This window comes from Ancylomarina subtilis, assembly GCF_004217115.1.
Classification (GTDB): domain Bacteria; phylum Bacteroidota; class Bacteroidia; order Bacteroidales; family Marinifilaceae; genus Ancylomarina; species Ancylomarina subtilis.
This window is the reverse complement of the sequence record NZ_SHKN01000002.1, coordinates 23,001-46,827: the sequence shown is the minus strand read 5'-3', so window position 1 is coordinate 46,827 and position 23,827 is coordinate 23,001. Positions and strand designations below refer to the sequence as shown.

Genomic DNA, 23,827 nt, shown 5'->3' with positions numbered 1-23,827 from the left:
TGCTTATGCGAAGTTAAAAAAAAAACGAACTCAAGCCTAAGTAAATCGGCCTGAAAGAATCACATTTCAGAATAAAAAAAAGGTTGTTGAAATGACATTCCAACAACCTTTTTTAACGCTATATTTTCTAACAATAATGATATTGTTATCCCTTTTCTGAATTTAATTTACTTTTGGCATAACCACATTCCCCATAACTCGCAAATTAACAGTTGACGATGTAGGTGCATTGGTTATAACAGTAATGCGTTTGTTTTGACGGCCTCGTTTTCCTCTGGAATTAAAAATAACTTTCAACTCAGTAGATTCACCGGCTTTAATAATTTTAGACTGAGGAGAAATAGCCGTACAACCACAAGATGTTTTTGTCTTTCGAATCAAAAGATCAGACTTACCTGTGTTTTTCATTAAGAATGTATGTTCAGCCTTTTCACCTTGCTGTAATTCACCAAAATTGAAAACTTTTTCTTCAAATTCTAATTTTGGCGCTTTAGCTAACTCTTCATCAGATAACTGTCCAAAATCTTCAATAATATCAGCACTAATTGTAAAACGATTTCGAGGTTCAAATTTTCCATTAACCAGAACATCCAAATAATCGGTAACAAAACCCCAGTCATTCTTTTTAGCTGCATCGTATACAACTACAACCTTAGCTCGTTTTTTAGGTGCAATTTTTTCGGGTACAAGTTTTATTTTCAAATGTGCAGGAACTCTTCTGAAAGCCACAGTCATTACACTATCCGTATCATTATACACCTCAAGAGTAGCTTCCTTAATTTCATTGCTCTTGACCTTAGTCATTGGGAAATGATTATTAGGCATTCTAAGACCTGACATCATACGAGGGAATGAATCCAGTACCGTTTTAACACGTGGAGACACCTTACCCGTAATACGAAGAATCGAAATTGGAGGGTTGCTATTTGAAGTAACTGTTATTGACTTATTAAATGAACCCGGACGATTTTTAGGATCAAAAGTTGTTTTAACAAAACCTTTCTGACCTGGGGCCACAGGAGCCTTACTCCAATCCGGAGTTGTACACCCACATGACGATCTTACATTTTTAATAATAATCGGAGAAGTGCCCTTGTTTACAAATTCAAAAGAATAAACCTGCTTCCCATTCTCTTCTTTTAGGGTTCCAAAGTCGTGAGTCTTAGATTTAAATTCTATCAACGGTTTTGTGTCCTGAGCAATCGCTCCAAAACTTGATAGGATTAATCCAATCAATAGTACATGAAAAATTCTCATAAAATATTCTATTAAAATATTTCAAACAGCTTTTTATGCTATTTGAAATACAGTTATAAAAAAGACTAAATTATGATTTCCTAAGAAATCATTCAGACAAAAATAATTAAAATCAGATAAAACTCCCCATTATATCTTTAAATCCTTGTTAATGATTAGTCATTGTGACTTACAGAGTGCTGTAATCGAAAAAAACTTACCACTTTAACTTATCATATACTTCACAATCTTCATCCATAAAAGATTAAAATTGATTCTTAAATTGATTTTCCTAATTTTACTTTCTGTACCTATTCATTTTAAACATGCAGATTTCGGATATTTTATTACTCGTCCTGATTGGCTTAAGTGCCGGACTGGTTGGGGGCAGCTTAGGTGTAGGTGGAGGAATTGTTATTGTACCTGCTCTTATGTTCTTATTTGGATACAGCCAGCACCAAGCTCAAGGAACAAATTTAGCCTTTATGTTGCCTCCTATAGGTATATTGGCAGCTTATAATTATTATAAAGAAGGACATATCGACATTAAAGTCGCGCTCATCTTATGTATTGCCTTTGTGGCTGGCGGATATATTGGGTCCTTGGTTTCTATACATCTTCCGGCAAAAACCCTGAAAAAGATATTTGGATTTTTCATGTTAATTGTTGCAATTAAGATGATTGCCGGCAAATAAAAAATGAAGACTAACAGTTTAGAAAATGACTCATGGAACAAATTATCAATAAAATAAAAGAACTTAGTCGTAATTATCTTGAGGATATTAAGGCAATCAGAACTCATTTACACCAATACCCTGAACTTTCTTTTGAAGAGTTCGAAACTTCAGCCTTCATTCAAAAAAAATTGGATGAATATGGTATTCCCTACAAGAATGGTTTTGTAAAAACGGGTATCGTTGGAAAAATTGAAGGGAAGAACCCAAACAAAAAAGTACTGGCTCTTCGTGCAGATATGGATGCCTTACCTATTAAAGAAAATGATTCCCACTCAATTTGCTCAAAAAATAGTGGCGTCATGCATGCTTGTGGTCATGACATGCATATGGCGAGCCTACTTGGAACAGCCAAAATTCTTCAGGAACTAAAAAACGAATGGGAAGGCACTGTTTTAATCATTTTCCAACCTGGAGAAGAACTCCTTCCGGGCGGGGCCAGAATGATGATGGAGGAAGGTGCGCTTAATCCGAAACCCGATTTGATTATAGCACAACATGTCTTACCTGATATGGAATCCGGACATGTTGGTTTTCGTGAAGGAATGTATATGGCCTCGGGAGACGAAATTTATTTAAAGATTAAAGGTAAAGGTGGACATGGCGCGATGCCTCATCGCTGCGATGATACAGTTCTAATAGCCTCTCATATCGTTGTGGCCTTGCAACAAGTAGTCAGCAGGCGTGCCGATATACGAATCCCCACTGTCCTGTCATTTGGTCGTATGATAGCCGAAGGAGCAACCAACATTATTCCACAAGAAGTGGCTATTGAAGGAACATTCAGAACAATGGATGAAAAATGGCGTGCAGAAGCCAAACAATTAATCACAGACATAGCACAAAACACAGCTAAGGGAATGGGAGTAGTATGTGAAGTGGACATCAAACATGGTTATCCATATTTGGTGAATCACATCGAGCATACCCGATCGGCGAAAGGCGCAGCCATTGCCTATTTAGATTCTGAAAGGGTTGAAGATATGGATATCAGAATGACCACAGAAGATTTTGGATTTTATTCCCAAAAATACCCGGCATGTTTTTATCGATTTGGCGTTAAGAAAGAAAAATCGGGTGGCTTACACACCTCAAATTTCCATGCCGATGATCAAAGTCTGGAAACCTCAATGGGAACAATGGCCTATTTAGCAGTGGATTTCTTAAATAAATCAGAATAAGATTATTGTAAATAATTTTCACTTTCAAGACACAAAAGTCTTTATTTACTGACTATTAAGACTAAGCTTCAAATAATAAGGCTTTGTTTCACTATTTAATCTCTTTTAAAATAGAGGAATTCTATCCCATTTTCTTTTTGAGTTTAAAATATGATATTACATTTGCATTAGTATTAACACTAAAAAATAAAACACAATGGCTTACGTAATTAACGACGATTGTATTTCTTGCGGTTCTTGCGAAGGAGAATGTCCAGTTGAAGCAATCTCTATGGGAGATGAACGTTATGTTATCGATGCAGATCTATGTACTGACTGTGGTACTTGCGTTGATGCTTGTCCTGTAGAAGCTATTCATCCTGAATAACCGTATCGTTACAGATATTAAAAAACCGATGATCAGATCATCGGTTTTTTTTATGCGCCTATATTTAATATCGCTCGAATTACTCTTGAAAATAAATTCGTTTGACCCGACGGGATACCGTTGTGAGAATCTCATATGGGATTGTATCTAATTGCTCTGCCATTTTATTCAGAGAATAATCATCTCCAAAAATCGTAACCGCATCCCCCTCTTTTGCGTCAATATCGGTTAAATCAATCATACACATATCCATACAGATATTTCCAACAACAGGTGCGGTTTTTCCATTCACCAACACGTGCCCTACTCCATTGCTTAACTTTCGGTTAAACCCGTCAGCATAACCAATTGGAATGATACCAATACGACTTTTCTTATTCAGTTTCCCCTTACGACTGTAACCAACAGTTTGGTCTTTATCAACCCATTTTATCTGCGAAATTGTCGTTTTCAAACTACTAACATTCATCAACTTATTTTGATTGGTCGCGCTAACGCCATAAAGTCCAATGCCTAAACGAACCATTTCAAACTGAGCCTTTGGGAATCGTTCAATCCCGGATGTATTCAAAATATGTCTGTCAATCTGATAGGGAAATTCAGCTCGAATTTTATCTGTCCAGACTTCAAATTTATTGATTTGAGATTGGGTATAATCATCGTGAATTTCTTCATCTGAACCTGCTAAATGAGAAAATACCGATCGAATATAAAAATGAGGATTATCTTTCAAATAACCGATTAATTCATCCAATTCCGAACCGACAAATCCCATACGATACATACCAGTATCCAACTTTAAATGAATGGGGTAATTCTTCAATCCGGATTTTTTAATAACCGATTCAAAATTTTTCAATACACTTAAACTGTATATCTCGGGCTCCAAATTATAATCAAGCATTGTTTCGAAACTATGCAACTCCGGATTCATGACAACTATTGGCGTACGAATTCCCTCTGTTCGCAATTCAACACCTTCATCCGCTATTGCAACAGCTAAATAATCGACCCGATGATATTGAAGAAGATTCGCAATCTCACTTGATCCACTTCCGTAAGAAAAGGCTTTTACCATAACCATCAACTTGGTTTTGGTATCCAATAAAGACCTAAAATAATTTAAATTGTGCACCATAGCCGTTAAATTCACCTCGAGTATGGTACGATGAGCTTTATTTTGAAGCGCACTTGAGATGCGTTCGAAACGAAAATTTCTTGCGCCCCGAATGAGTATGATTTCGTTTTTAAAAACTTTTGTATCTATTGTTTTGAGAAAGGTTTCAGTATTGGGATAAAAAATAGACTCACACTTAAACAAATCAGACTGTGAAGAAATATGATCGCCAATTCCGACAAGCTTTTCAACTTTATTTAATTCAATCAATTCTGCAACCTGTGCATATAAATTTTCTTTATCTAGCCCCGTTTGAAGAATATCAGATAGAATCAGTGTCTTCTTTCTCCCTTGAGCGTATTGATTCTGCATATCAAGGGTTATGATTAAAGAACTTAAATCAGAGTTATAAAAATCATTGATCAACAGACAATTGTTCTGCCCTTCCTTCAGTTCCATTCGCATAGCCACAGGCTGCAAATCGAGAAACCCTTTACGAATATTATCATCCGACAAACCCAGATGCAAAAATGTCAACCAACAGTGTATGGCATTTTCAATAGATGCCACATCAGAAAACGGAAGCCTGATTGTTTTCTCTTTACCTTTATAAAGGGCTTTTATGCATGTATATCGATCAACATGCCCAACAGAAAAGATCTGTAAACTGGCGTCTTTTGTTTTAGACCAACTTAACAATTCTGTTTTCTCATCGCAGTAAGCAGCGATTTCCTGATCCACTATTGCATTATCGCTGCAATAGACAAGCCAATCGCAAGATTTAAACAGCTTGATTTTTTCAAGAAGTAATGATCTGGAATCCTCAAAGTTCTCCTGATGAGCCGTACCTAAATGCGTAAAAATACCACCTGTAGGTTGAATAATCTCTTCTAGATTTCCCATTTCTGAAGACTGAGAGATACCCGCTTCAAAAATAGCCAACTCATCTTCCTTCTCCATTTGCCAAACCGAAATGGGAACGCCCACCTGCGAGTTATATGACTTGGGACTCCGAACGATACGAAAATAGGGATTCAAAACCTGGTACAACCACTCTTTCACAATGGTTTTACCATTACTTCCTGTGATGGCAACCACCGGATATGAAAAGTGTTTCCGATGATGTGAGCTAAGTACCTGAAGAGCTTTAAGCGTATCTTTTACGCTTATAAAGTTACAGTCTTCAAAAAGATCTTTTTCGATTGGTTTCCGTACAACAAATGCTCTAACTCCCTTTTCATACAAATCCTGAATGTAATCATGACCATTATGCCTATCCCCCTCCAATGCAAAAAACAAGGTGTTTGATGCCAAAACCAGGGTTCGACTGTCAATGGATAAACGATCTATTTCAAAATCAGCCTTACCAACTAAAGTTCCCCCAATAATTTGAGCGATTTGATTCAATTGATATGTTTGAGATGAATTCAAAATCAGATTTTAAATAAATTTAAACAAATGAAATATAAGAAATTAATGACGTTGAACCTTACCATAACAAACACGGCACAAAGGCTCGTAAGCATCTTTTTCACCCAAAAGGACAAGCTTATCCGTATCTGAAAGGCGATGTGAATATTGAGCTAAATTACCACATTGCATACAAACAGCATGCACTTTGGTTACATACTCTGCCGTTGCCATAAGTCCGGGAATAGGACCAAAAGGTTTACCCTGGAAATCCATATCCAAACCCGCAACAATAACACGAATGCCTTGATTGGCCAGTTCATTACAAACCTCAGCGAGACCATCGTCAAAAAATTGTGCCTCATCAATGCCAATGACATCAACATCACTCGACAATAGTAAAATATTTGCAGCAGTTTCGACAGGCGTTGAACGAATGGCATTGGAATTATGTGACACAACCTCATCCTCAGAATAGCGTGTATCAACTTTAGGTTTGAAAATCTCAACCTTTTGTTTGGCAATTTTGGCCCGATTCAAACGTCGAATTAACTCCTCTGTTTTTCCGGAAAACATTGAACCTGCCACAACTTCAATCCATCCTCGACTTCCTGCACTACTAATATCGTTTTCAAGAAACATATTTATTTTCTTTAATCATTTTACATCGTCACACAAAAATAAGAAAAGCTCTAAATTTATTTAGTAATTTGCGATATATTATCGCAAAGTGCGACTCGCTTATTAATCAGCATTTTTCACAAAGTGATTAATACGGGCAGACCATGATCATACAAATAAAGAAACCCTATTTTCAGGCTTTTACAGACTTTTTTAAGTAGATATCTCAGGATCGATATCTTATTTTGAAAGAATCCGTATTAATCCATTTTTAATTAGAAACAGGGCAATTTTAATCTTTCAAGCTGATTGCGATTCTACAATTCGTATTCAGATTGAAATAACATTCAGACTCAATGAACAATAAATTAATCATACAGCTTATTAAAAATAATATTGAGGAAATTCAAAACTTAATCAACCATTTTCAACATGACGAAAATGACTTAAAAGATGGTTTCCCTTTATTGGAATCTCGCCTATCGAGCTTATATAATGATGTTGAAATCCTAAAATTGAATTTAAATAATCAGACAAATTCAAGTTCGAATCCAATTACAAAAGAAAACGTTTCAGAAGAAGATCCTAAACCGATTCTAAATGAAAAAGATTTGATTAACGAAGAATCCAATGACGAGATCTGTGATAAAGATGATGTGGCGAACTCATTCACTTCGGATCATATGGAGATGGAAAACGCGATACCCATCGAAAAAACCCCCGAAACAAATGTTTCAACTCTAAATGATAGGCTTCAGGCTGAAAGAGGCAGTAATTTACAAGAGAAAATTCAGAAGGCCAGATTAATTGATATTCAAACAGCAATTGGAATTAACGATCAGTTCTTATTTATACGTGAGCTTTTCGACAACCAGCCTGAAGATTACAAATCGGCAATACAATACATCAACGCACAAGCTGATTACGATACAATCATAAATCATTTCGATCAAACAATGGAGTGGAATATGGAAGAAGAACCCGTTATTCAATTCTTTGATCTCATCAAAAGAAAATTCGAATAATTTAGGCTCGGAAAAATCTTTTTTTCGGAAGTAATCGCCACATTCTCCTTATCTTTGACAGATAAATAAAAATCGCAAAACGTCTTTCATGTCGAAACTTTTTTTAGTCCCAACACCCATTGGAAACCTCGAGGATATTACCATTAGAGCCATTAATGTTTTAAAATCTGTTGATGTTATCCTTGCCGAAGACACACGCACTTCGGGCTTTTTACTGAAACGATATGAAATTAATAAACCATTGATTTCGCATCATAAATTTAATGAGCACAAAAGCTCTCAGCAAATTGTTGATCGAATATTGGCTGGACAAACCATAGCCTTGATATCGGATGCTGGGACTCCTGCTATTTCAGATCCTGGTTTTTTTCTGGTTAAACATTGTTTAGAAAATGATATTGAGGTTGAATGCCTTCCTGGTGCCACTGCTTTTGTGCCTGCATTGGTAAACTCCGGACTTCCCAATGAACGATTCTGTTTCGAAGGGTTTTTACCTCAAAAGAAAGGTCGTCAGAACAAACTAAACGAACTGGCTGAAGAACAAAGAACAATGATATTTTACGAATCACCACACCGACTGGTAAAAACATTAACCCAATTTGCTGAGGTTTTTGGAGAGGATCGTAAAGCTTCAGTTTCGCGAGAAATCACCAAACTGCACGAAGAAAATGCCAGAGGTACACTTGCTGAACTCATTGCTCATTTTTCAGCAAAAACCGTGAAAGGTGAAATTGTAGTTGTTATTGGAGGTAAAGTTATTGAAAAAAAGAAAAAAGAGTATATCAAAAAAGATCGGATGTAACTCTCAAACATTTCCCCTTTTCTAAGTAGATCAGGGGATTTTTTTATCATGCATTAATCTTCATTGGTAAACTTAGGACACGAAATAGCCTTATCCCCTAACTTCTTAGCTTTTTTTCGTCTTACCAATCGCTTCACATTCCTTGGACTCGAATAATTATAGTTATAGGCCAAAGATATCTCTAATCCGCCCTTATTAGCCGAAGTCAATTGTAAGGCAGACACATCTACATCGTAGGAAAGAAGAAACTTAAATCTATTTTTCTGAAAGCCAAAAGTCGGGATTATATCTTCTTTGTTTCTGTACCATACTCCATAATGCAAAACAATGCCTTTGTCACCAGTGGCCATCATGAAATTGGCCCCAATTACGATTTCTGAACTCAAATACTCATTCTTATACATAAACTCCGGTCTGATATATAATCTTGAGTTCAACCTGGTTTCTACACCTCCATGGAAATTATAACTTCGTTTCAAGTTATTGGTAATTTCATAGAAAGATTCATTGGGTTGGTTAAGGTGAGAAACAGACATCCCCATAAAGTATCGGGTTCTCCCCCTGAAATAGGTGAATGCTCCCCCTAGTGAAAAGTCAAGATAAAACAAGGTTTGTCGGCCCAAAGGCTCGCCCTTTTCTAAATCCTTGTTAAAAATTCTTCCATCCCACTGTTCATCGAAAATCAACTTGTTATAATCGACTGATTTATTAACCAATTCAACCCCAAGTCCTCCGTGAAAGAATAGTGTATTTCCCCGATTAAGACTTTTATTGAATGATGTGGTCAACATTAATTGGTTCGTTTTTAAACCCCCTTCACCCGCTTTATCATTAAAAATAACACCACCAACACCTAACCATGAAGCACCTAAATAAGGGAATGACAATTTTCCATCGACATAAGCGGCTTGTGAAACAAAAGGGGTGGTTACAGAATTCCATTGATTTCTATAGTTAACTCCTGTTCTGATATTGTAATCCGAATTCCCCGTTAGAGCTGGATTTAGGAACACAGGCATCGAGTAGAACTGGGAAGAATAGACCTGCTGTGCAGAAACATGCTTCAATCCTAAGAAGATAATAAATACACTAAATAGTATTTTATACTTATTCATACTCAACAATGGAATGACCTACTGATATTAAATTCAGGTGGCTCAAATTATGAAACGAGCCATATTAAACTTATCAAAATAAAAGGGTAATAAAGTTTATTACCCCAAAAACATAGTGCGTTAAATTACAAATATTTTTTTACCAAAGGTTAAACTTTTAATATTATTCATTACATAAAGTTTATCTTCTGTCAAAAGGAACAATGAATAAACTTTAGAATTGAACCATTCGTCACAGTTTAGTTAACCAAAGTCACTTCTCCACGTTTTTGGACTGAGGTTCCATCATCAAATCCAACATTTAGATAATAAACATAAGTATCCATTCTTTGTAGTTGACCTTTAAAAGTTCCATCCCAACCTACATCGAGTCTGTTCGATTGGAAAATCTTTCGGCCTCCTCGGTTATAGATAATAAAGGTTACTGTTTTGATATTGTTACCACGCACATAAAGAACATCGTTATTACCATCCCCGTTAGGTGTAAATCCTGACGGAAATCCAACAAAAGTCTCTCCTCGTGGGAAAGAAACCTTAACCTCATCTCTACCTATACAATTCTTCGGATTCGTTACAGCAACAGAATAATCACCAGCCGTACCGACCTCAATAGTTTGCGTTATATCACCTGTTGACCACTGAAAGAAACTGTCCGCGTTACCTGCATCCAACACTGCGGTTTCACCTGCTTCAAGACTGATATCATCTCCCAGATCAACAATGGGTGATTTATTTATAATCACATCCACACAAGCGGTTTCTTTATTACCGAAAGCATCAGAAACTTCAACACAATATTTACCTTTCTTATCCACATAAATCCCCTTATCCGTTGCCTCTCCCGGAATCCACTTATAAGTAGCATCAATATCTCTGTCAATCGTTGGCTCCAAATAGGCTCTGTCACCTTCACAAATTTCGATTTCATCTCCTAAATCAACCGTAAATTTCTGACCAGCATTTTTGATTATTGTTATTTCATCCTCATTTGAACAACCATTGCCATTGGTAACCGTAACACTATAATCGCCAGCCTCGCTTATCTCGATAGTTTGACTTGATTCTCCTGTACTCCACGAATAACTTGCATTTGCTCCTGCATTACCGGCATCAAGAACCAAACTTTCACCTTCGTAAATATTACGATCAGGCCCCAGGTCGACAATAGGTAAAGCATTAAACACAACAGCAATTTCATCACGTTTCACATTACCTGCATCATCGGTTACAACAACTGTATAAGTTTTAGATTCAGTAACACGAATCGTTTGTGTTTCTTCTCCTGTATCCCATTTGAATTTGTAATTCTGCTGAATACTTGGATTTGGATTAAGAATCACTTCCTCATTAACACAAGCTTGAATATCATCTCCCAAATCAATAGCAAATACATCATTCACGCTTGTGATATTGATTTCATCACTTGCTTCACATCCATTCAGTCCGGTTACGGTAACAAAATACAGTCCGCTCTTATCAACCTCTATGGTTTTTGTTTCGTCTCCTGTAGACCATAAATAAGCTCCTTCAGCCCCGGCATCCAATGTTTTGACTTCACCTTCGGCCAGCTCATAATCGTCACCTAAATCAACCACAGGCAAGTCGAGTAAATTAACTTGAACACTGGCCATTGAAGTTTTATTAAGATTCGTTTCAGTAACCGTTACCGTATAAGTTCCAGCAGCACTAACTTGAATCGATTCAGTTTTTTCACCTGTAGACCATGAATATTTGAAATCACCCTCCATATTTATGCTTGGGCTTAACGTAATCTCATTACCCTTACAAACCTCTTTATCATCACCCAAATCAACCATGAAGCTTTCTATCAGATTAACATCTGCATAAATGGTATCACCATAACAATTGAATGCATTCTTCTCTATTAACTTGATCTGTTTAGCTCCAAGTTCATTTCCCCACTGAATATCGAAACTCAACTCGGAATGCAGTTCATCAGCCAATAATCTCGTGTTTTCGTTTAAAACTGTTGCTCCATCCGGAACAATAATTTCGTATCGCTTACGATTCGCAGGAGATGAAGGTGTTATATCCGGATCGTGTCTCAGAATATTTGCCTTAAAAGATTGCAAGGTTCCGGCCATAGCCGTTGGTTCATAGTCTGTAAATTTCGTATCAGGTAATCCCAATACATCAATTTCAACACTATGATCATCAATATTCTCAACAACCTCTAAACCTGAGAGACTTCTTGCTTCAACAATCATAATTTCAGAGCGAGACTTTAAGCCCGACTCATTTCTGATAGTCACAACAAAATCGAAACTTGAGCTCCAAATTTCATCAGCCCCTGGAGGCAGTACTGCAGGTTCTCTATCTACAGAATACTTAAAGGTCCAAGGTAGTGGCCCTGTATAATTTACAGTACAAGCAATCTCGGCTCTCGAATTAAGGCCATTATTTGCAGAACACACATAAGGTGTAGACAAGTCGTCAAAAACAATTGTTGGTGGATCGCCAGCAACCGAAATGGGTAGAGTCAATGGCTCACCCAAACAACGGCTTGTTTTATCCACAGGATAAACCCTCACCTCAAAATTACCTTCAACGTTAAAGGTGTATTCGTCGGAGATATGTGTATTCGAGCTTAAATTCACAGTAGTACCCGCTTCGACACTGTAAATAACCCAACGATAATCCACTGTCGGATTGTCGTCCACCTTAAAGCTAAGAGCTGTTCCCTTTACTACATTCTGCTGCGCCACAACAGCCCATCCTCCCAAAAGGATGGCTATTGCGGTTAGCAGTGTTTTATGTAGTAAAGTTCTCAACATTTATTTTAAATAATTATTCTAGTTTAAACTAATGGTTCCTGAAATAGTTGGTTTAGAGTGAACAGTTATAGTTCTAGTTACATCTGCACCTAGAGTTACATTAACACCATCTTTCGTAATTACTTTAGTAATAACAACTGTATAAACTTCATCACCACCTGAAGTGTTTACAAAATCGTTTGTAATAGTAATATCTTCCCCATCAGCAATACCTGTCACTGTCTTAGAAGCTTGAACAACAGCACTTGATGCATCACGAACTTCGTAAGTAACATCATAAGGAGCAACTCCTCCTTTTAAATCAAGTGCAAATAAACTTTCATCAAGTAATCCGCCTGGCAATCCGCCATTCAGATCAGAACATGTTACAACTGGACCTGATGTTCCTGCAAAATTCGCAGTAGCTGCTCCAACTACTTCAATTTGAAAAGTTCTAGTTTCTGTAATACAATTATTCGCATCTGTACCAAACACCGTTAGATCCCATGTTCCCTCGATGCTCCAATCAATCAATACTGTATTTCCAGTTTGAGTAGTTAGATCTGAAACTGTTCCACCATTAACATTCCAGGTATAAGTTAATCCTTCATCATCCACTTTGTATGATTGACTCTTTCCCTTAGTTACAGTCTGATCTACTTGAGCAAACGCACTATAGCCCAAACACACAATAGCTAAGGTGAAAAGTGATTTCTTTAATAAATTTTTCATTCTGATTTTATTTAGTTCGTTTAGTTGTTTTTTTAATTCAATTCAATAGCCGTGATAACAGGCTTCTTGAAAATTGTTCTTGTATGTATATCTTGTCCGGCAACCACATTAAGCTTTCCTCCGTATTTATTCTTGGCGCTTACTATAGTTATCCGGTTTATGGTTTCATTGTTGATATCTTCAATTATTCCTTCGATATGAAGCAATTTTTCTGCAAAATTGACAATTGCAGTCCTATCCGTTGTTTCTCCTGCAATTCTATAGCTTACAGTAAGAGGGTAATTTGTTTCCGATAAATCATTATCGGTATCGAATCTCGCTACTAATGCAGTAGCAAAACTGCTGTCCTCATCAGGACAATCTTCTGATGTTAATTGTTCAAAAGCAATAGTTGGTGAATTAATTACGCTAACCCTATGAGCCTTTAAGTTTTGACACAAGCCAACTTCCTCTATAACAAGCACGTACTCTCCGGCTTGTTTCCACTTTATTTCCGTTTGATTAGAGTCTTTCCCACTAACAAACTCTACAATATCTATATCAGTTATTTCATTATTCAAATCAGTACTAGCAAATACCGACCATGAATAGATATTACCATCTGTTTTAGTGACGGTATAAACGTGAGAGGCTTGTTCAAATAGCACAAAAGTATCCTGGGCCGTGACTTTGGTCACGGCCAGGATCATGAAAATCATGAATAAAATCCCTTTATGTATTTGAGTTTTCAAATAGTTTTTTCTTAACTATTAAATCGTAGTAATTCCACTTGTGTTAGGACGAGCCTTAACAGTTTGTGTCGCAGCAGAACCCGTAACTGAGGTAACATCATTACCATATTCATCCTCAGAAGTATTTGCTCCATCCAATAAGGTCACAACAATTGGGTTTGCAGTAACACCTTCAGCATTTGTCACAACAACCTTAATCCATATAGATACATTACCTCCGGCAACATCAATATCATTAACTGTTGTACCATCTAAATTAGCAACAGTATTACCTGTGCCTGCAGATGTTGTTCCCCAAGTCGCAACATAAGTTGCAGCGCCATCAGTTGTTCCTAATGTAAATTGAGGACTCCAACCATTATTACCAATACCTGAAGCTGTAATCTTATAGAAGAACGTATTTGTACCATAAGCGTAAGTGAAGTTTCCTGTACCTGGATCGTAAGCAGTTACTGAAGCATCAGGGGCACACTGCTGTAAATCAGCTCCAGTTAGAACGGCATCTGAGTCATTTACACTTGCTAATTGAAGTACGAATCCATTCACAGGATTAACCGCAAGCACTTTGTGGTTAGAACAGCCTTCACCATTCGTTTCAACAACATGCACAAAATAAGTAGTCCCAATAGCAGGACTATCCCAAGTAATATTGATAGAATTGCCTGTTGTCGCCGAAAAAGTTACAACTCCAGAGGCATCAGCTGTTCCCTGAAAGTCTGTTGTCACTGACCAAGCATATGTGCTGCCAGCATGATCATCAACAGTGTAAGAATGCGTTGAACCCAAATAAGGAGTTTCACCATTTTGTGCAACGGCTGCACTTGATAGCCCAACGAGAGCTATAATTGCGATACATAAATTTCTAATTTTTTTCATGATAGTGTGTATTTAGGATTTTTATTAGTCAGTTGTAATATTTGTTGTAGCAGGTAGCGCATTAATCGTAATAGCACCTTCATCATTTGTATTCAAACCATCAGGTGTATTGTATGTTAATTCTATTCCATTCGATAATGTCACTGTTATAACATCACCATTATTCCAGGTATTATTAAACACAACAGTTAACTGAATACTATAATCATCATTGTTTACCGTAACTGTTCCCGTTGCAGAATTTGCACCTACTACCGGAGAGGTAACGGCCGTGTTATCATCAAAAGTCACAGACTGAAGATCACCATTTGTACTGGTCACTTCATAATCGAATTTCCAGTCCGGAATAAACGTTGCTCCCGTCATATCTGCCTGAGTCTTCATATCAATTGTGAAAGTCTTGCTTGTTGTTCCTAGGTTATCATTAGCATTATTCACAATTACAGTTCCACTTGCATCAGAACATGTTGCTGTAAGATCGGCTATAGCAATATCAAATTGATTGGTACCTACAACTACATCTGACTGACGTAAGGTGATACAACCAGTTGTTGAATTTTCCTCTGCTAACTGCACAGTATAGTTACCCGCTTTCTTCCATGTAATATCAACAGTCGCACCACCATTAGATGCAATTGAAAAATCACCAGCATCGGCACCACTTTTATCAGCGGTATTTAAAACACTCCACGTTAACGTTGATCCTGTTGCCAAACCTCTTGTAACCTCATATGTATGCGTAGATCCAACAAAGGGTGTTGTCCCTGTTTGTGCAAATACATTACCACCAACCATCAGTAGTAAGGATGCAATTATTAGTTTTATCGATTTCATATCCTTTGTTTTTTCAATTCTAGAATGAGATATTAGTTGAACCAGGAAGAGGCTTAAGTACTACAACCTGCGCTCTATCTGATGAAGCTGGCAATAATGTATTATCCGGTGTTATAGTACTTCCTTTTGTTGCTTTACCATTAGTTAGGTTTAAAGTAACATTACCACCATCGGTCACTTTACCTGATACCAGTACTTTAATAGTTACCACTCCTGAAGTTGCGGCATCAGTTGCTGTAGCAGAAACTGTAAAATTACCGTTTCCAGTTCCATTCGTTTTAGTACCACCATCTACGGTCACATCAGCTGCATCAGCAATTGTAACATCTGTAGGTAAAACAAAATCTCCTGTAAACTGATAATTATCGATACTGAAACCACTATCCTTTGTCATATTAACAGTAAAGGTTAATTCGGTTTTAACATCAGATTTTGTTTCATATACACCCCAATCAAGCACATTACCTTCTTCACTGTTACATGCTTCTGAATTATCAGCCAAATAGAGATAGAATGAATTTGCATGAACCGTCACGCCCAAAATACGTTTAGTAGAACATCCATTTAATGTTTCGGTATATTCAATTATATAGTCCCCAGCAGTATTCCAAGTGATATCAATATTCTCACCCCCATTGGTTCCCAATGTCACATCAGCAGATGCATCTGTAGAATCTCCGGCATGCAGAACTGCCCATACAATGGTTCCACCATCTTTTGTAACCTTATAATTGTGAGTTGTACCTAAATAAGGATCATCTCCATCACCAAGTGATCCTCCTGTTCCACTTTGAGCAAATACACTAGTCGAGCCTAATGTAAGAATTGCTACTACCGATAAAAGATGTAATAATTTTTTCATAGTGTGTATATTTAGTTGTTTTTTTTAATATTCTATCGATCCAGAATTCGGTTTATGTTTCACCGTAACTGTAAACGATTTTATTTCAGATTCGTTAGTTGCTTCATCAATTATTTTATAAGACACAGTTGTTATTCCTTCCTTAAAAGCATAGCCACTTGGATCGCTTGTAGACACAGCTCCTGTTGCTTGCTCACCAAAATCAGACACCACTGTATTATCAGCTAAAGTGATTTTGTACTGAATAATCAGGTTACCATCTGCAGTGCAATTGTCAGAATATAAATCCGCAGTTAAATTCAATCCGGTCACAACAGCAGTTTGAGGAGTATTACCCTCATCCCCATCATTCGGACAAACTGATTTAGACATGATAACATTTAAATCAGCAAGCATAGGTTCCTCATTGTCAACAATAACAACATCAAAACTACAAGATGCTTCATTACTACTAGCATCTGTAGCAGTCCAGGTTATGGTGGTAAGCCCTTGGTTAATTATTTGGCCATTAAGATTAGTTCCTGTTCCAGTGGTGGCTCCAGTTAAATTATAATTTAAACTACTTAATGTACAATTATCAGTAGCTTCTACATTAAATTCAGTCCCTTGTACAGTATATGTACACTGATTAGGATCAACATTTTTAACCATAGGAGCTATTAAACTGATATTATCTACATAATATATGCCTACAGAACTACCTTTAACTACCCGTATCCATAACTCAAGCTTATCCCCATTAAATACAGGACTAGTTACAACTTGGTTGGAAACAGCACCAGATATAGTCTTAAAGAGTTGATAAGTACCTCCCTGATCACCATCAACACGCGCCCAAAATTCAATATAACCATCAGCTGCACTTCCTGCCCAGGAACTTAAATCAAAAGACACCTGTACATCTGATTCTGAGGAAATATTAATATAATTCGTAAGCCATTCGACATTTGCACCTTCTTCAACACGCATCTCTAATAAACCTCCCACAGCTGCAGCTTTATGATGTAAACCATATGAATAATAACCTTGCCAAGTAGTACCTGCATTAGTAGCTTGATATGTAAAATTCGAATAATTATTAAAATCTTCAGCCCAAATAACTGTTGAAGATGGACAACTTGAAAAAACAGGAGCCTGATTATCGGTTACTGTTACTTTTTGTGTTGCCGTAGCCTGCAAACCTGAACCATCCATAACCGTCCAGGTCACTGTTGTTTCACCAAGTGGGAATATCGCTGGGGCATCATTATTAACTGATGCCACACTGCAATTATCAGCTGTTGATGGAGTGCCTAGTGTTACTAAACTGGCTGTACAATTATCAACATCGGAATTCACTGCAACATCTGCTGGTGCCGTTATCGTTGGAGAAATATTATCAACTACTGTTACAATCTGAGTATCCGTAGCAGTTAAACCTGAATTATCCGTTACGGTCCAAGTCACCGTTGTGTTTCCAATTGGGAAAGTCAAAGGTGCATCATTGATTGTGCTTGCAACACCGCAATTATCAGCAGTGGTTGGCGTACCTAAAGTAACTCCTGATGAAGCTGCTCCACATGTGCCGGCATCTACATTTACACTGATGGCTGCTGGTGCAGTTATCGTTGGATTCTGATTATCTGTTACGGTTACTTTCTGTGTTGCGGTTGCTTGCAAACCGGAACCATCTGTTACGGTCCAAGTCACGGTTGTTTCTCCTAGTGGGAATACCGCTGAAGCGTCACTTGTTACACTTGCTACGGAACAGTTATCCGCTGTTACGGGTGCTCCAAGCACAACTGAACTGGCTGTACAAATACCTGCGTCTGAATTCACAGCAACATCTGCTGGTGCTGTTATCGTGGGGTTCTGATTATCTGTTACGGTTACTTTCTGTGTGGCTGTAGCTTGTAAACCTGAACCATCTGTTACGGTCCAAGTCACAGTTGTTTCTCCTAGTGGGAATACCGCTGGAGCGTCACTTGTTACACTTGCTACGGAACAGTTATCCGCTGTTACGGGTGCTCCAAGCACAACTGAACTGGCTGTACAAATACCTGCGTCTGAATTCACAGCAACATCTGCTGGTGCTGTTATCGTGGGGTTCTGATTATCTGTTACGGTTACTTTCTGTGTTGCGGTTGCTTGCAAACCGGAACCATCTGTTACGGTCCAAGTCACGGTTGTTTCTCCTAGTGGGAATACCGCCGGAGCATCACTAGTTACACTTGCAACGGTACAGTTATCTGATGTTACGGGTGTTCCAAGTACTACTGAACTGGCTGTACAATCACCTGCATCGGAATTCACTGCAACATCTGCTGGTGCCGTTATCGTTGGAGAAATATTATCAACTACTGTTACAATCTGAGTATCCGTAGCAGTTAAACCTGAATTATCCGTTACGGTCCAAGTCACCGTTGTGTTTCCAATTGGGAAAGTCAAAGGTGCATCATTGATTGTGCTTGCAACACCGCAATTATCAGCAGTGGTTGGCGTACCTAAAGTAACTCCTGATGAAGCTGCTCCACATGTGCCGGCATCTACATTTACACTGATGGCTGCTGGTGCAGTTATTGTTGGAGGAGTATTTTCAATTAAAGACGTTTCTGCAGTTAATGACGGTGCAGGACTTGCAGCACAATTCGCACTACCATCATTAAAAGCTACACTTTCAACATTATAAGTAGCAGTAGCATCAATAGCATCAACAGGCAATGAACAACTGCCGGAACCATCAGTCGTGACATTCACAATCTTTGATACGCCATTATCATCATAACCAATAGAGTAAGCTGTAGCAGGACTTAATCCAGAAACGGTAAATACAGGAGATGTATTTTTACATACTGGTGTTGAAACATTAAAACTTAAGCTAGAGATATCAGGCAAAGGACTTACAACAACAGTCAAATCCGTTGCATTACCTCCCTCACAACCAGATGAAGTTACTTCACGTATTTTAACAACATAAGTTCCGGGAGTAAGCCACTTGTAATTTACAAATTCATATTTATAATACATATCTGCCCCCGACATAACTGTAACCGGAGGATCTGCAAGAGTAAGAACATTACCTAATGAAACAACAGTTGATCCATCACTTTCGTATATATCAAAAAACAATTGAGAGCCATCAAGTCCATACCCCGTATAAGTTACTTCTTCGTTGACACATACGTTCTGAGTCGCAACGAACGTCGGGAAATTTTGCCCCAACGCAGAATGCCCGAACAGAATGCTCAGGCTTATTATTAGTAGAAGTTTAATGTGTATAGTTTTAATCAAACACTAATATTTTTATTCTTTTAAAAAACGAGAAATATCTCAATCCCTCAGTATTAGTTGTGTTTAAGATAAGAAAAATAACATAAAACACAAATCAATACTCAAATTATATTTGCTGATTTTACACGTAAAAGATTATACTCCCCTATCGTTCTAACAAATTAGCGGACAAATATAACCATTGAAACAAGTTTAAACAATCCATTCATCAAAATATATAATTATGGCAGATATTATTACGCCACAAGCCCAACAATTTAGAATAACCTCTACATCTCAATAGAACCAATTCCAATTATTCTTAAACTACAGGCAACTTGAAAAACAATTAAACCCCTTATTATAAAGGCGCTCCTAAACGAAATCAATTATTGAAGGCAATCATTTTTTCCCGAAAAACGATTCAAACAAAAATGGATAAGAGCACTAATATTCATAATTATCAAAGGGCGGAGAAATTATGTCTACCAATACACCTCAAAACTCTCAGGATAAAGTTTCCCAATGCTCCATATTTAAACTTTTTTAACACTAACGCAAAAAAACAGCTTAATCTCTTAAAAAACACAACTTATCAATACTCAATATGCATTTATAACAAATACAAAACAAGACAATAAAGATCGTAAACATGTATAATAAAGTAATGTTATTTCTTAAAAATCAATAAAACTAAGGTCAAAACCAGAATTGACTCGATTTTAAAATATCTTTGAAAACAAAATAGAAACCAACATGAAATATCAAAATATATTTTTCGATCTGGACAGAACCCTTTGGGATTTTGATAAAAATTCTGAAAAGACACTCAAACAACTATTTAGAGACTACAGTCTCCAAAATACGTTTGGTAATTTTTTGTTTTTTAAGTCACGCTATGAATATCACAATAAAAAGCTCTGGTTAGCCTATTATCAGAATCGTATAGAAAAAGAAGAGCTCTCATACAGACGATTTTATTTGACACTCAAAGAAGCCGGACTTGATGATCTGGGTTTAGCAAAGGAAATTGCTCACGATTTTATAGACCTCAGCCCCCTTCAGACTGAGGTGTTCCCAAACACCCATGAGTGCCTGGAATACCTAAAAAACAAAAACTATCAACTCCATATTATCACCAATGGTTTTAATGAGGTGCAAGGACGAAAATTACAGAATTCAAAGCTTGAAAAATATTTCAATCAAATCATCACATCTGAAAATGCAGGCGCAAATAAACCTCACGCTCAGATTTTCGAGTATGCCTTAAAGCAAACTGGCGCACAAATAGAACAGAGCATCATGATTGGAGACGATTTAAGTACGGATATAAAAGGGGCTCGTGATATGGGCATGGATCACATCTATTTCAATCCCAAAAAAGCAAATCACGATGAGAAACTAACTTTTGAGATTGAAAACTTAAAAGAATTGATTGATATTTTTTAAATCAAGAGTAAGGTTCTTTAAGTCATCACTCATGAAATATCCCAACAGGACTGGGACCTGCCACAATATCAATTGTCAGAATATTGGAGTAAGTCACACAACCTGCCCCCTTACCTGCCTGACGAACAAAAAAAGTGGTCTGAGCAATTGTACCGATATCAGGGGTATAATCAAGCTGATCGGCTCCATTAATTAGAATCCAATCTGCAAGATCGGTTTCCGGATTAGAATTCAGAACTGTTGTATAATACCATTGATAAGTAAATGTTGTTGGATTTCCTGAAGTAGTCGCAGGTGAAACACTTAAGAATTGATCAGGAGAATTACCATCACAAATTTCCTGATCTTGCGAAATGACACCCCCCTCGAAATTTTCACCACAGATCGATTGATAGATTGGGTTCGTCATCAAGTCAATTTCTCCTCCATAATTACAATTATTTAAATAATCAGTTAATCCTGAATCATTATTGGGATCATAATCACACTGCAAAACCGGATACAAATCCGGATTCAGATGATTACCATCATCATATCCATCAATCGTCCCAAGAATATAAACATTGGACGGATCCGAACTTGTAAAACCACCCTGATTGGTATCGGAACCTGTATGAACAAAGTTTCCTAATACGATGAGAGTCCCTCCCGCATCAATTGTCATTTTATTTTCAGTGAGCAAATCGCCTTCTACGATTAAAACACCCCCCGATTGAATAACAACATCAGAATTATTATCGACTGTCAGATTTCTCACCAGTAATTTCCCAGTTCCCGTAATTGTAAGAAGGTTTTTATTGAGAATAAGGTCCGGATTCGGATCTGAGCGCCGATCATCTTCAGTTGTAATCGTAATTGGAGTTTGCCCGGGAGCGGGTAAAAGAGCTGCTAAAAGTTGAAATTCACTACTACAAAACACAATCAAAAAAAGAAGTATATAATTCTTCATAATACCTAAATATCTAAGTAAGCAACTCAATTTAAGAAAACTAAATCGAATACAAAAATATTACTAGATTAAACAGTAGTCATTATTAGATTATCATGACTCAACAGCATATTACAACACGGATCCTATCAAATAGATGTAAGATTAAAAAAAGATTTTCTTTATATCTGTTATAAAGATAAAAATCAGACAAAAAACAATCATTTATTATTACTAATGAAATATTCCTACAGGTGAAGGTGCTACACCAACGGTTATAGTCGTGGTTGCAGATATTTGGAGAACCGGATCTCCTGGCAAACCACCATATTCAACAACATAGCCTTTAGGCTGATACGCACCACTTCCCCCAGCTATTGGCAAATCATTCCAGGACCCCTGAATACCAATACTATTATCAGTAATATGGACATAATCTTCTCCACCTGATCCAACATTGTTGGGCTCACCAGAATTCCAAAATGCAAAATTAGGACTACTTCCGCCAGCCCCTCCATTCCAAAATACAGTTCCAGCTTCAGGTCCTGTCATCCACATCCAAACCCCTTCTGTATCTTGATCACTACCGCCCAACCAGCCTGCACCCGAAATTTGAGCTCCGGCCAAATCAGATTCTGCCTGAGATGAAAGCGTAGCCAAATACCCCTGCAAACCATAATATGTCCGTAAAGCGGCAGCATCCCTGGCATCGTCCCAACGTATTCCAACATAAGGTACAAATTCATAAAAATGGCCACTCTCGGCTAAATAATTGGCTTCTTCCAATGTAATTGAAAACGTTCTTTGACCTGCAGTGAGCGAACTACTACTATTTGAATATTGAACAGCCAAAATGGCTGCCTCAAATTCAGAAAATGCAGCCGGTCCTGTTAATGTTAATCTCCCCGAAGCAAGATCCCAGCTGCTTGTGATATTGGGGTGCGTCCCCGTAATACTCAATAAATCTTCACCATTCTGGTATCCGGATGAGATTTGAATTGACATGGCATTAAGTTGCGTATCACCAGGATCAGGATCAGAGATAGAAATGGATTCTGCTATGGACAAAGGCATATCACCCTGGCAATAAGTCTGACTCCCATTTGCAACAATTACAGGTGGAGCTGATGCTGAGACAACTTGAATTTGAGCTTTCCACCCGGCATACTGAACTGAATTATCAGAATGCCATTGAAAAGTCAAAGCCTCACCTGTCGAGGATACAGTCCCTGGAGAATTCGTACCGCAATAAGTCCCTAATAAAGTGGAACTAACACTCGACCCATCAAAAATCTTCAACCAATCGTAATTGCAATTAGAGTGCAGCTCTACTGAAAACGATTCAAAAACAACATTAATAGATGATCCTGAAGGCACATTAAAAGTTATCGTGTAATCTTTTTTCTTTTTATAATTATTATTAAAGCCATCATCATAAAAATAATCCCCATCCTGAACTGTTACCGAAGAGGCACTCCCAATAATAATATTAGATTGAGCTTCTAAATTAAAAGAATCAAACAGGAGCATGAAGACAATAAAAATTGAATAAAAACCAAAAATACGACTAAGCCTAAAAGTTTCTTTCATAACATCAACTTTGGGTGGACTTAACAAGAACACAAATACAACAGTCTAAAATAGCATAAAAAAGAACATTAACAAATTAATTTATATCATAATATAAATCGCAAACTGCAAAATATCAAAACAATAAATCATCTACTTGGGTGAGTTGATTGATCCATACCCCTGTTTTATTATTACAATTATACTTTGAATAC

19 protein-coding genes are annotated in these 23,827 nt (G+C 37.3%); 6 read left to right on the top strand and 13 right to left on the bottom strand.

The features are described from left to right. Positions 1-162: 162 nt before the first annotated feature. On the bottom strand, positions 163-1,257 hold the full coding sequence (locus EV201_RS11160) for a DUF1573 domain-containing protein (protein WP_130307737.1): 1,095 nt from the start codon (positions 1,255-1,257) through the stop codon (positions 163-165). 305 nt (positions 1,258-1,562) lie between these two features. Here EV201_RS11160 and EV201_RS11155 point away from each other — a divergent pair, with 305 nt between their 5' ends. The 3 genes from EV201_RS11155 (at position 1,563) to EV201_RS11145 (ending at position 3,518) form a co-directional block, all read left to right on the top strand. Next, positions 1,563-1,931 (top strand): sulfite exporter TauE/SafE family protein, encoded by a 369-nt coding sequence (locus EV201_RS11155; RefSeq protein ID WP_207224469.1) that lies wholly within the window; start codon positions 1,563-1,565, stop codon positions 1,929-1,931. A gap of 32 nt (positions 1,932-1,963) precedes the next feature. Next, positions 1,964-3,151, top strand: a complete 1,188-nt coding sequence (locus EV201_RS11150) for a M20 metallopeptidase family protein (RefSeq protein ID WP_130307736.1) — start codon at positions 1,964-1,966, stop codon at positions 3,149-3,151. A 196-nt stretch (positions 3,152-3,347) separates the two neighbouring features. Then, entirely contained in the window at positions 3,348-3,518 is a 171-nt protein-coding gene (locus EV201_RS11145; protein ID WP_125029604.1) for a DUF362 domain-containing protein, read from the top strand. A 79-nt stretch (positions 3,519-3,597) separates the two neighbouring features. On the opposite strand, the gene EV201_RS11140 is transcribed toward EV201_RS11145, so the two are convergent. Continuing rightward, a complete protein-coding gene (locus EV201_RS11140; RefSeq protein WP_207224468.1) occupies positions 3,598-6,066 on the bottom strand; it encodes a bifunctional UDP-N-acetylmuramoyl-tripeptide:D-alanyl-D-alanine ligase/alanine racemase in 2,469 nt (822 codons plus the stop codon). A 42-nt stretch (positions 6,067-6,108) separates the two neighbouring features. Further along, positions 6,109-6,687 carry a thymidine kinase gene (locus EV201_RS11135; protein ID WP_130307735.1) on the bottom strand — a complete coding sequence of 193 codons (579 nt, stop codon included), beginning with the start codon at positions 6,685-6,687 and terminating at the stop codon, positions 6,109-6,111. 335 nt (positions 6,688-7,022) lie between these two features. Between EV201_RS11135 and EV201_RS11130 the strand changes: the two genes are divergently transcribed. Further along, entirely contained in the window at positions 7,023-7,691 is a 669-nt protein-coding gene (locus EV201_RS11130; RefSeq protein ID WP_130307734.1) for a hypothetical protein, read from the top strand. A gap of 88 nt (positions 7,692-7,779) precedes the next feature. After that, complete coding sequence (rsmI, locus tag EV201_RS11125) at positions 7,780-8,493, top strand: 16S rRNA (cytidine(1402)-2'-O)-methyltransferase (protein WP_130307733.1); 714 nt, start codon at positions 7,780-7,782, stop codon at positions 8,491-8,493. Between the two features lie 53 nt (positions 8,494-8,546). Here rsmI and EV201_RS11120 read toward each other — a convergent pair whose 3' ends face one another. The 8 genes from EV201_RS11120 to EV201_RS11085 form a co-directional block, all read right to left on the bottom strand. Next, positions 8,547-9,608, bottom strand: a complete 1,062-nt coding sequence (locus tag EV201_RS11120; RefSeq protein ID WP_130307732.1) for a PorP/SprF family type IX secretion system membrane protein — start codon at positions 9,606-9,608, stop codon at positions 8,547-8,549. 239 nt (positions 9,609-9,847) lie between these two features. Further along, complete coding sequence (locus tag EV201_RS11115) at positions 9,848-12,403, bottom strand: T9SS type B sorting domain-containing protein (protein ID WP_130307731.1); 2,556 nt, start codon at positions 12,401-12,403, stop codon at positions 9,848-9,850. Between the two features lie 18 nt (positions 12,404-12,421). Next, a complete protein-coding gene (locus tag EV201_RS11110; protein ID WP_165389640.1) occupies positions 12,422-13,114 on the bottom strand; it encodes a hypothetical protein in 693 nt (230 codons plus the stop codon). Positions 13,115-13,146: 32 nt separating this feature from the next. Continuing rightward, positions 13,147-13,845: a hypothetical protein gene (locus EV201_RS11105; RefSeq protein ID WP_130307729.1), complete on the bottom strand. Its 699-nt coding sequence runs from the start codon at positions 13,843-13,845 to the stop codon at positions 13,147-13,149. A gap of 18 nt (positions 13,846-13,863) precedes the next feature. After that, complete coding sequence (locus EV201_RS11100) at positions 13,864-14,721, bottom strand: hypothetical protein (protein ID WP_130307728.1); 858 nt, start codon at positions 14,719-14,721, stop codon at positions 13,864-13,866. Positions 14,722-14,745: 24 nt separating this feature from the next. After that, complete coding sequence (locus EV201_RS11095; RefSeq protein WP_130307727.1) at positions 14,746-15,555, bottom strand: hypothetical protein; 810 nt, start codon at positions 15,553-15,555, stop codon at positions 14,746-14,748. Positions 15,556-15,574: 19 nt separating this feature from the next. Further along, positions 15,575-16,417: a hypothetical protein gene (locus EV201_RS11090; protein ID WP_130307726.1), complete on the bottom strand. Its 843-nt coding sequence runs from the start codon at positions 16,415-16,417 to the stop codon at positions 15,575-15,577. 24 nt (positions 16,418-16,441) lie between these two features. Further along, complete coding sequence (locus tag EV201_RS11085) at positions 16,442-19,687, bottom strand: HYR domain-containing protein (protein WP_130307725.1); 3,246 nt, start codon at positions 19,685-19,687, stop codon at positions 16,442-16,444. Between the two features lie 735 nt (positions 19,688-20,422). Between EV201_RS11085 and EV201_RS11080 the strand changes: the two genes are divergently transcribed. Continuing rightward, positions 20,423-21,115, top strand: a complete 693-nt coding sequence (locus tag EV201_RS11080; protein ID WP_130307724.1) for a YjjG family noncanonical pyrimidine nucleotidase — start codon at positions 20,423-20,425, stop codon at positions 21,113-21,115. A gap of 25 nt (positions 21,116-21,140) precedes the next feature. On the opposite strand, the gene EV201_RS11075 is transcribed toward EV201_RS11080, so the two are convergent. Both EV201_RS11075 and EV201_RS11070 read right to left on the bottom strand, forming a co-directional pair. Continuing rightward, positions 21,141-22,064, bottom strand: coding sequence for a hypothetical protein (locus tag EV201_RS11075; protein ID WP_130307723.1), 924 nt, complete (start codon positions 22,062-22,064; stop codon positions 21,141-21,143). 213 nt (positions 22,065-22,277) lie between these two features. Further along, the gene (locus tag EV201_RS11070) at positions 22,278-23,633 is read right to left on the bottom strand and encodes a CUB domain-containing protein (RefSeq protein WP_130307722.1); all 1,356 of its coding nucleotides are present in this window, start codon (positions 23,631-23,633) and stop codon (positions 22,278-22,280) included. Positions 23,634-23,827: the final 194 nt, after the last annotated feature.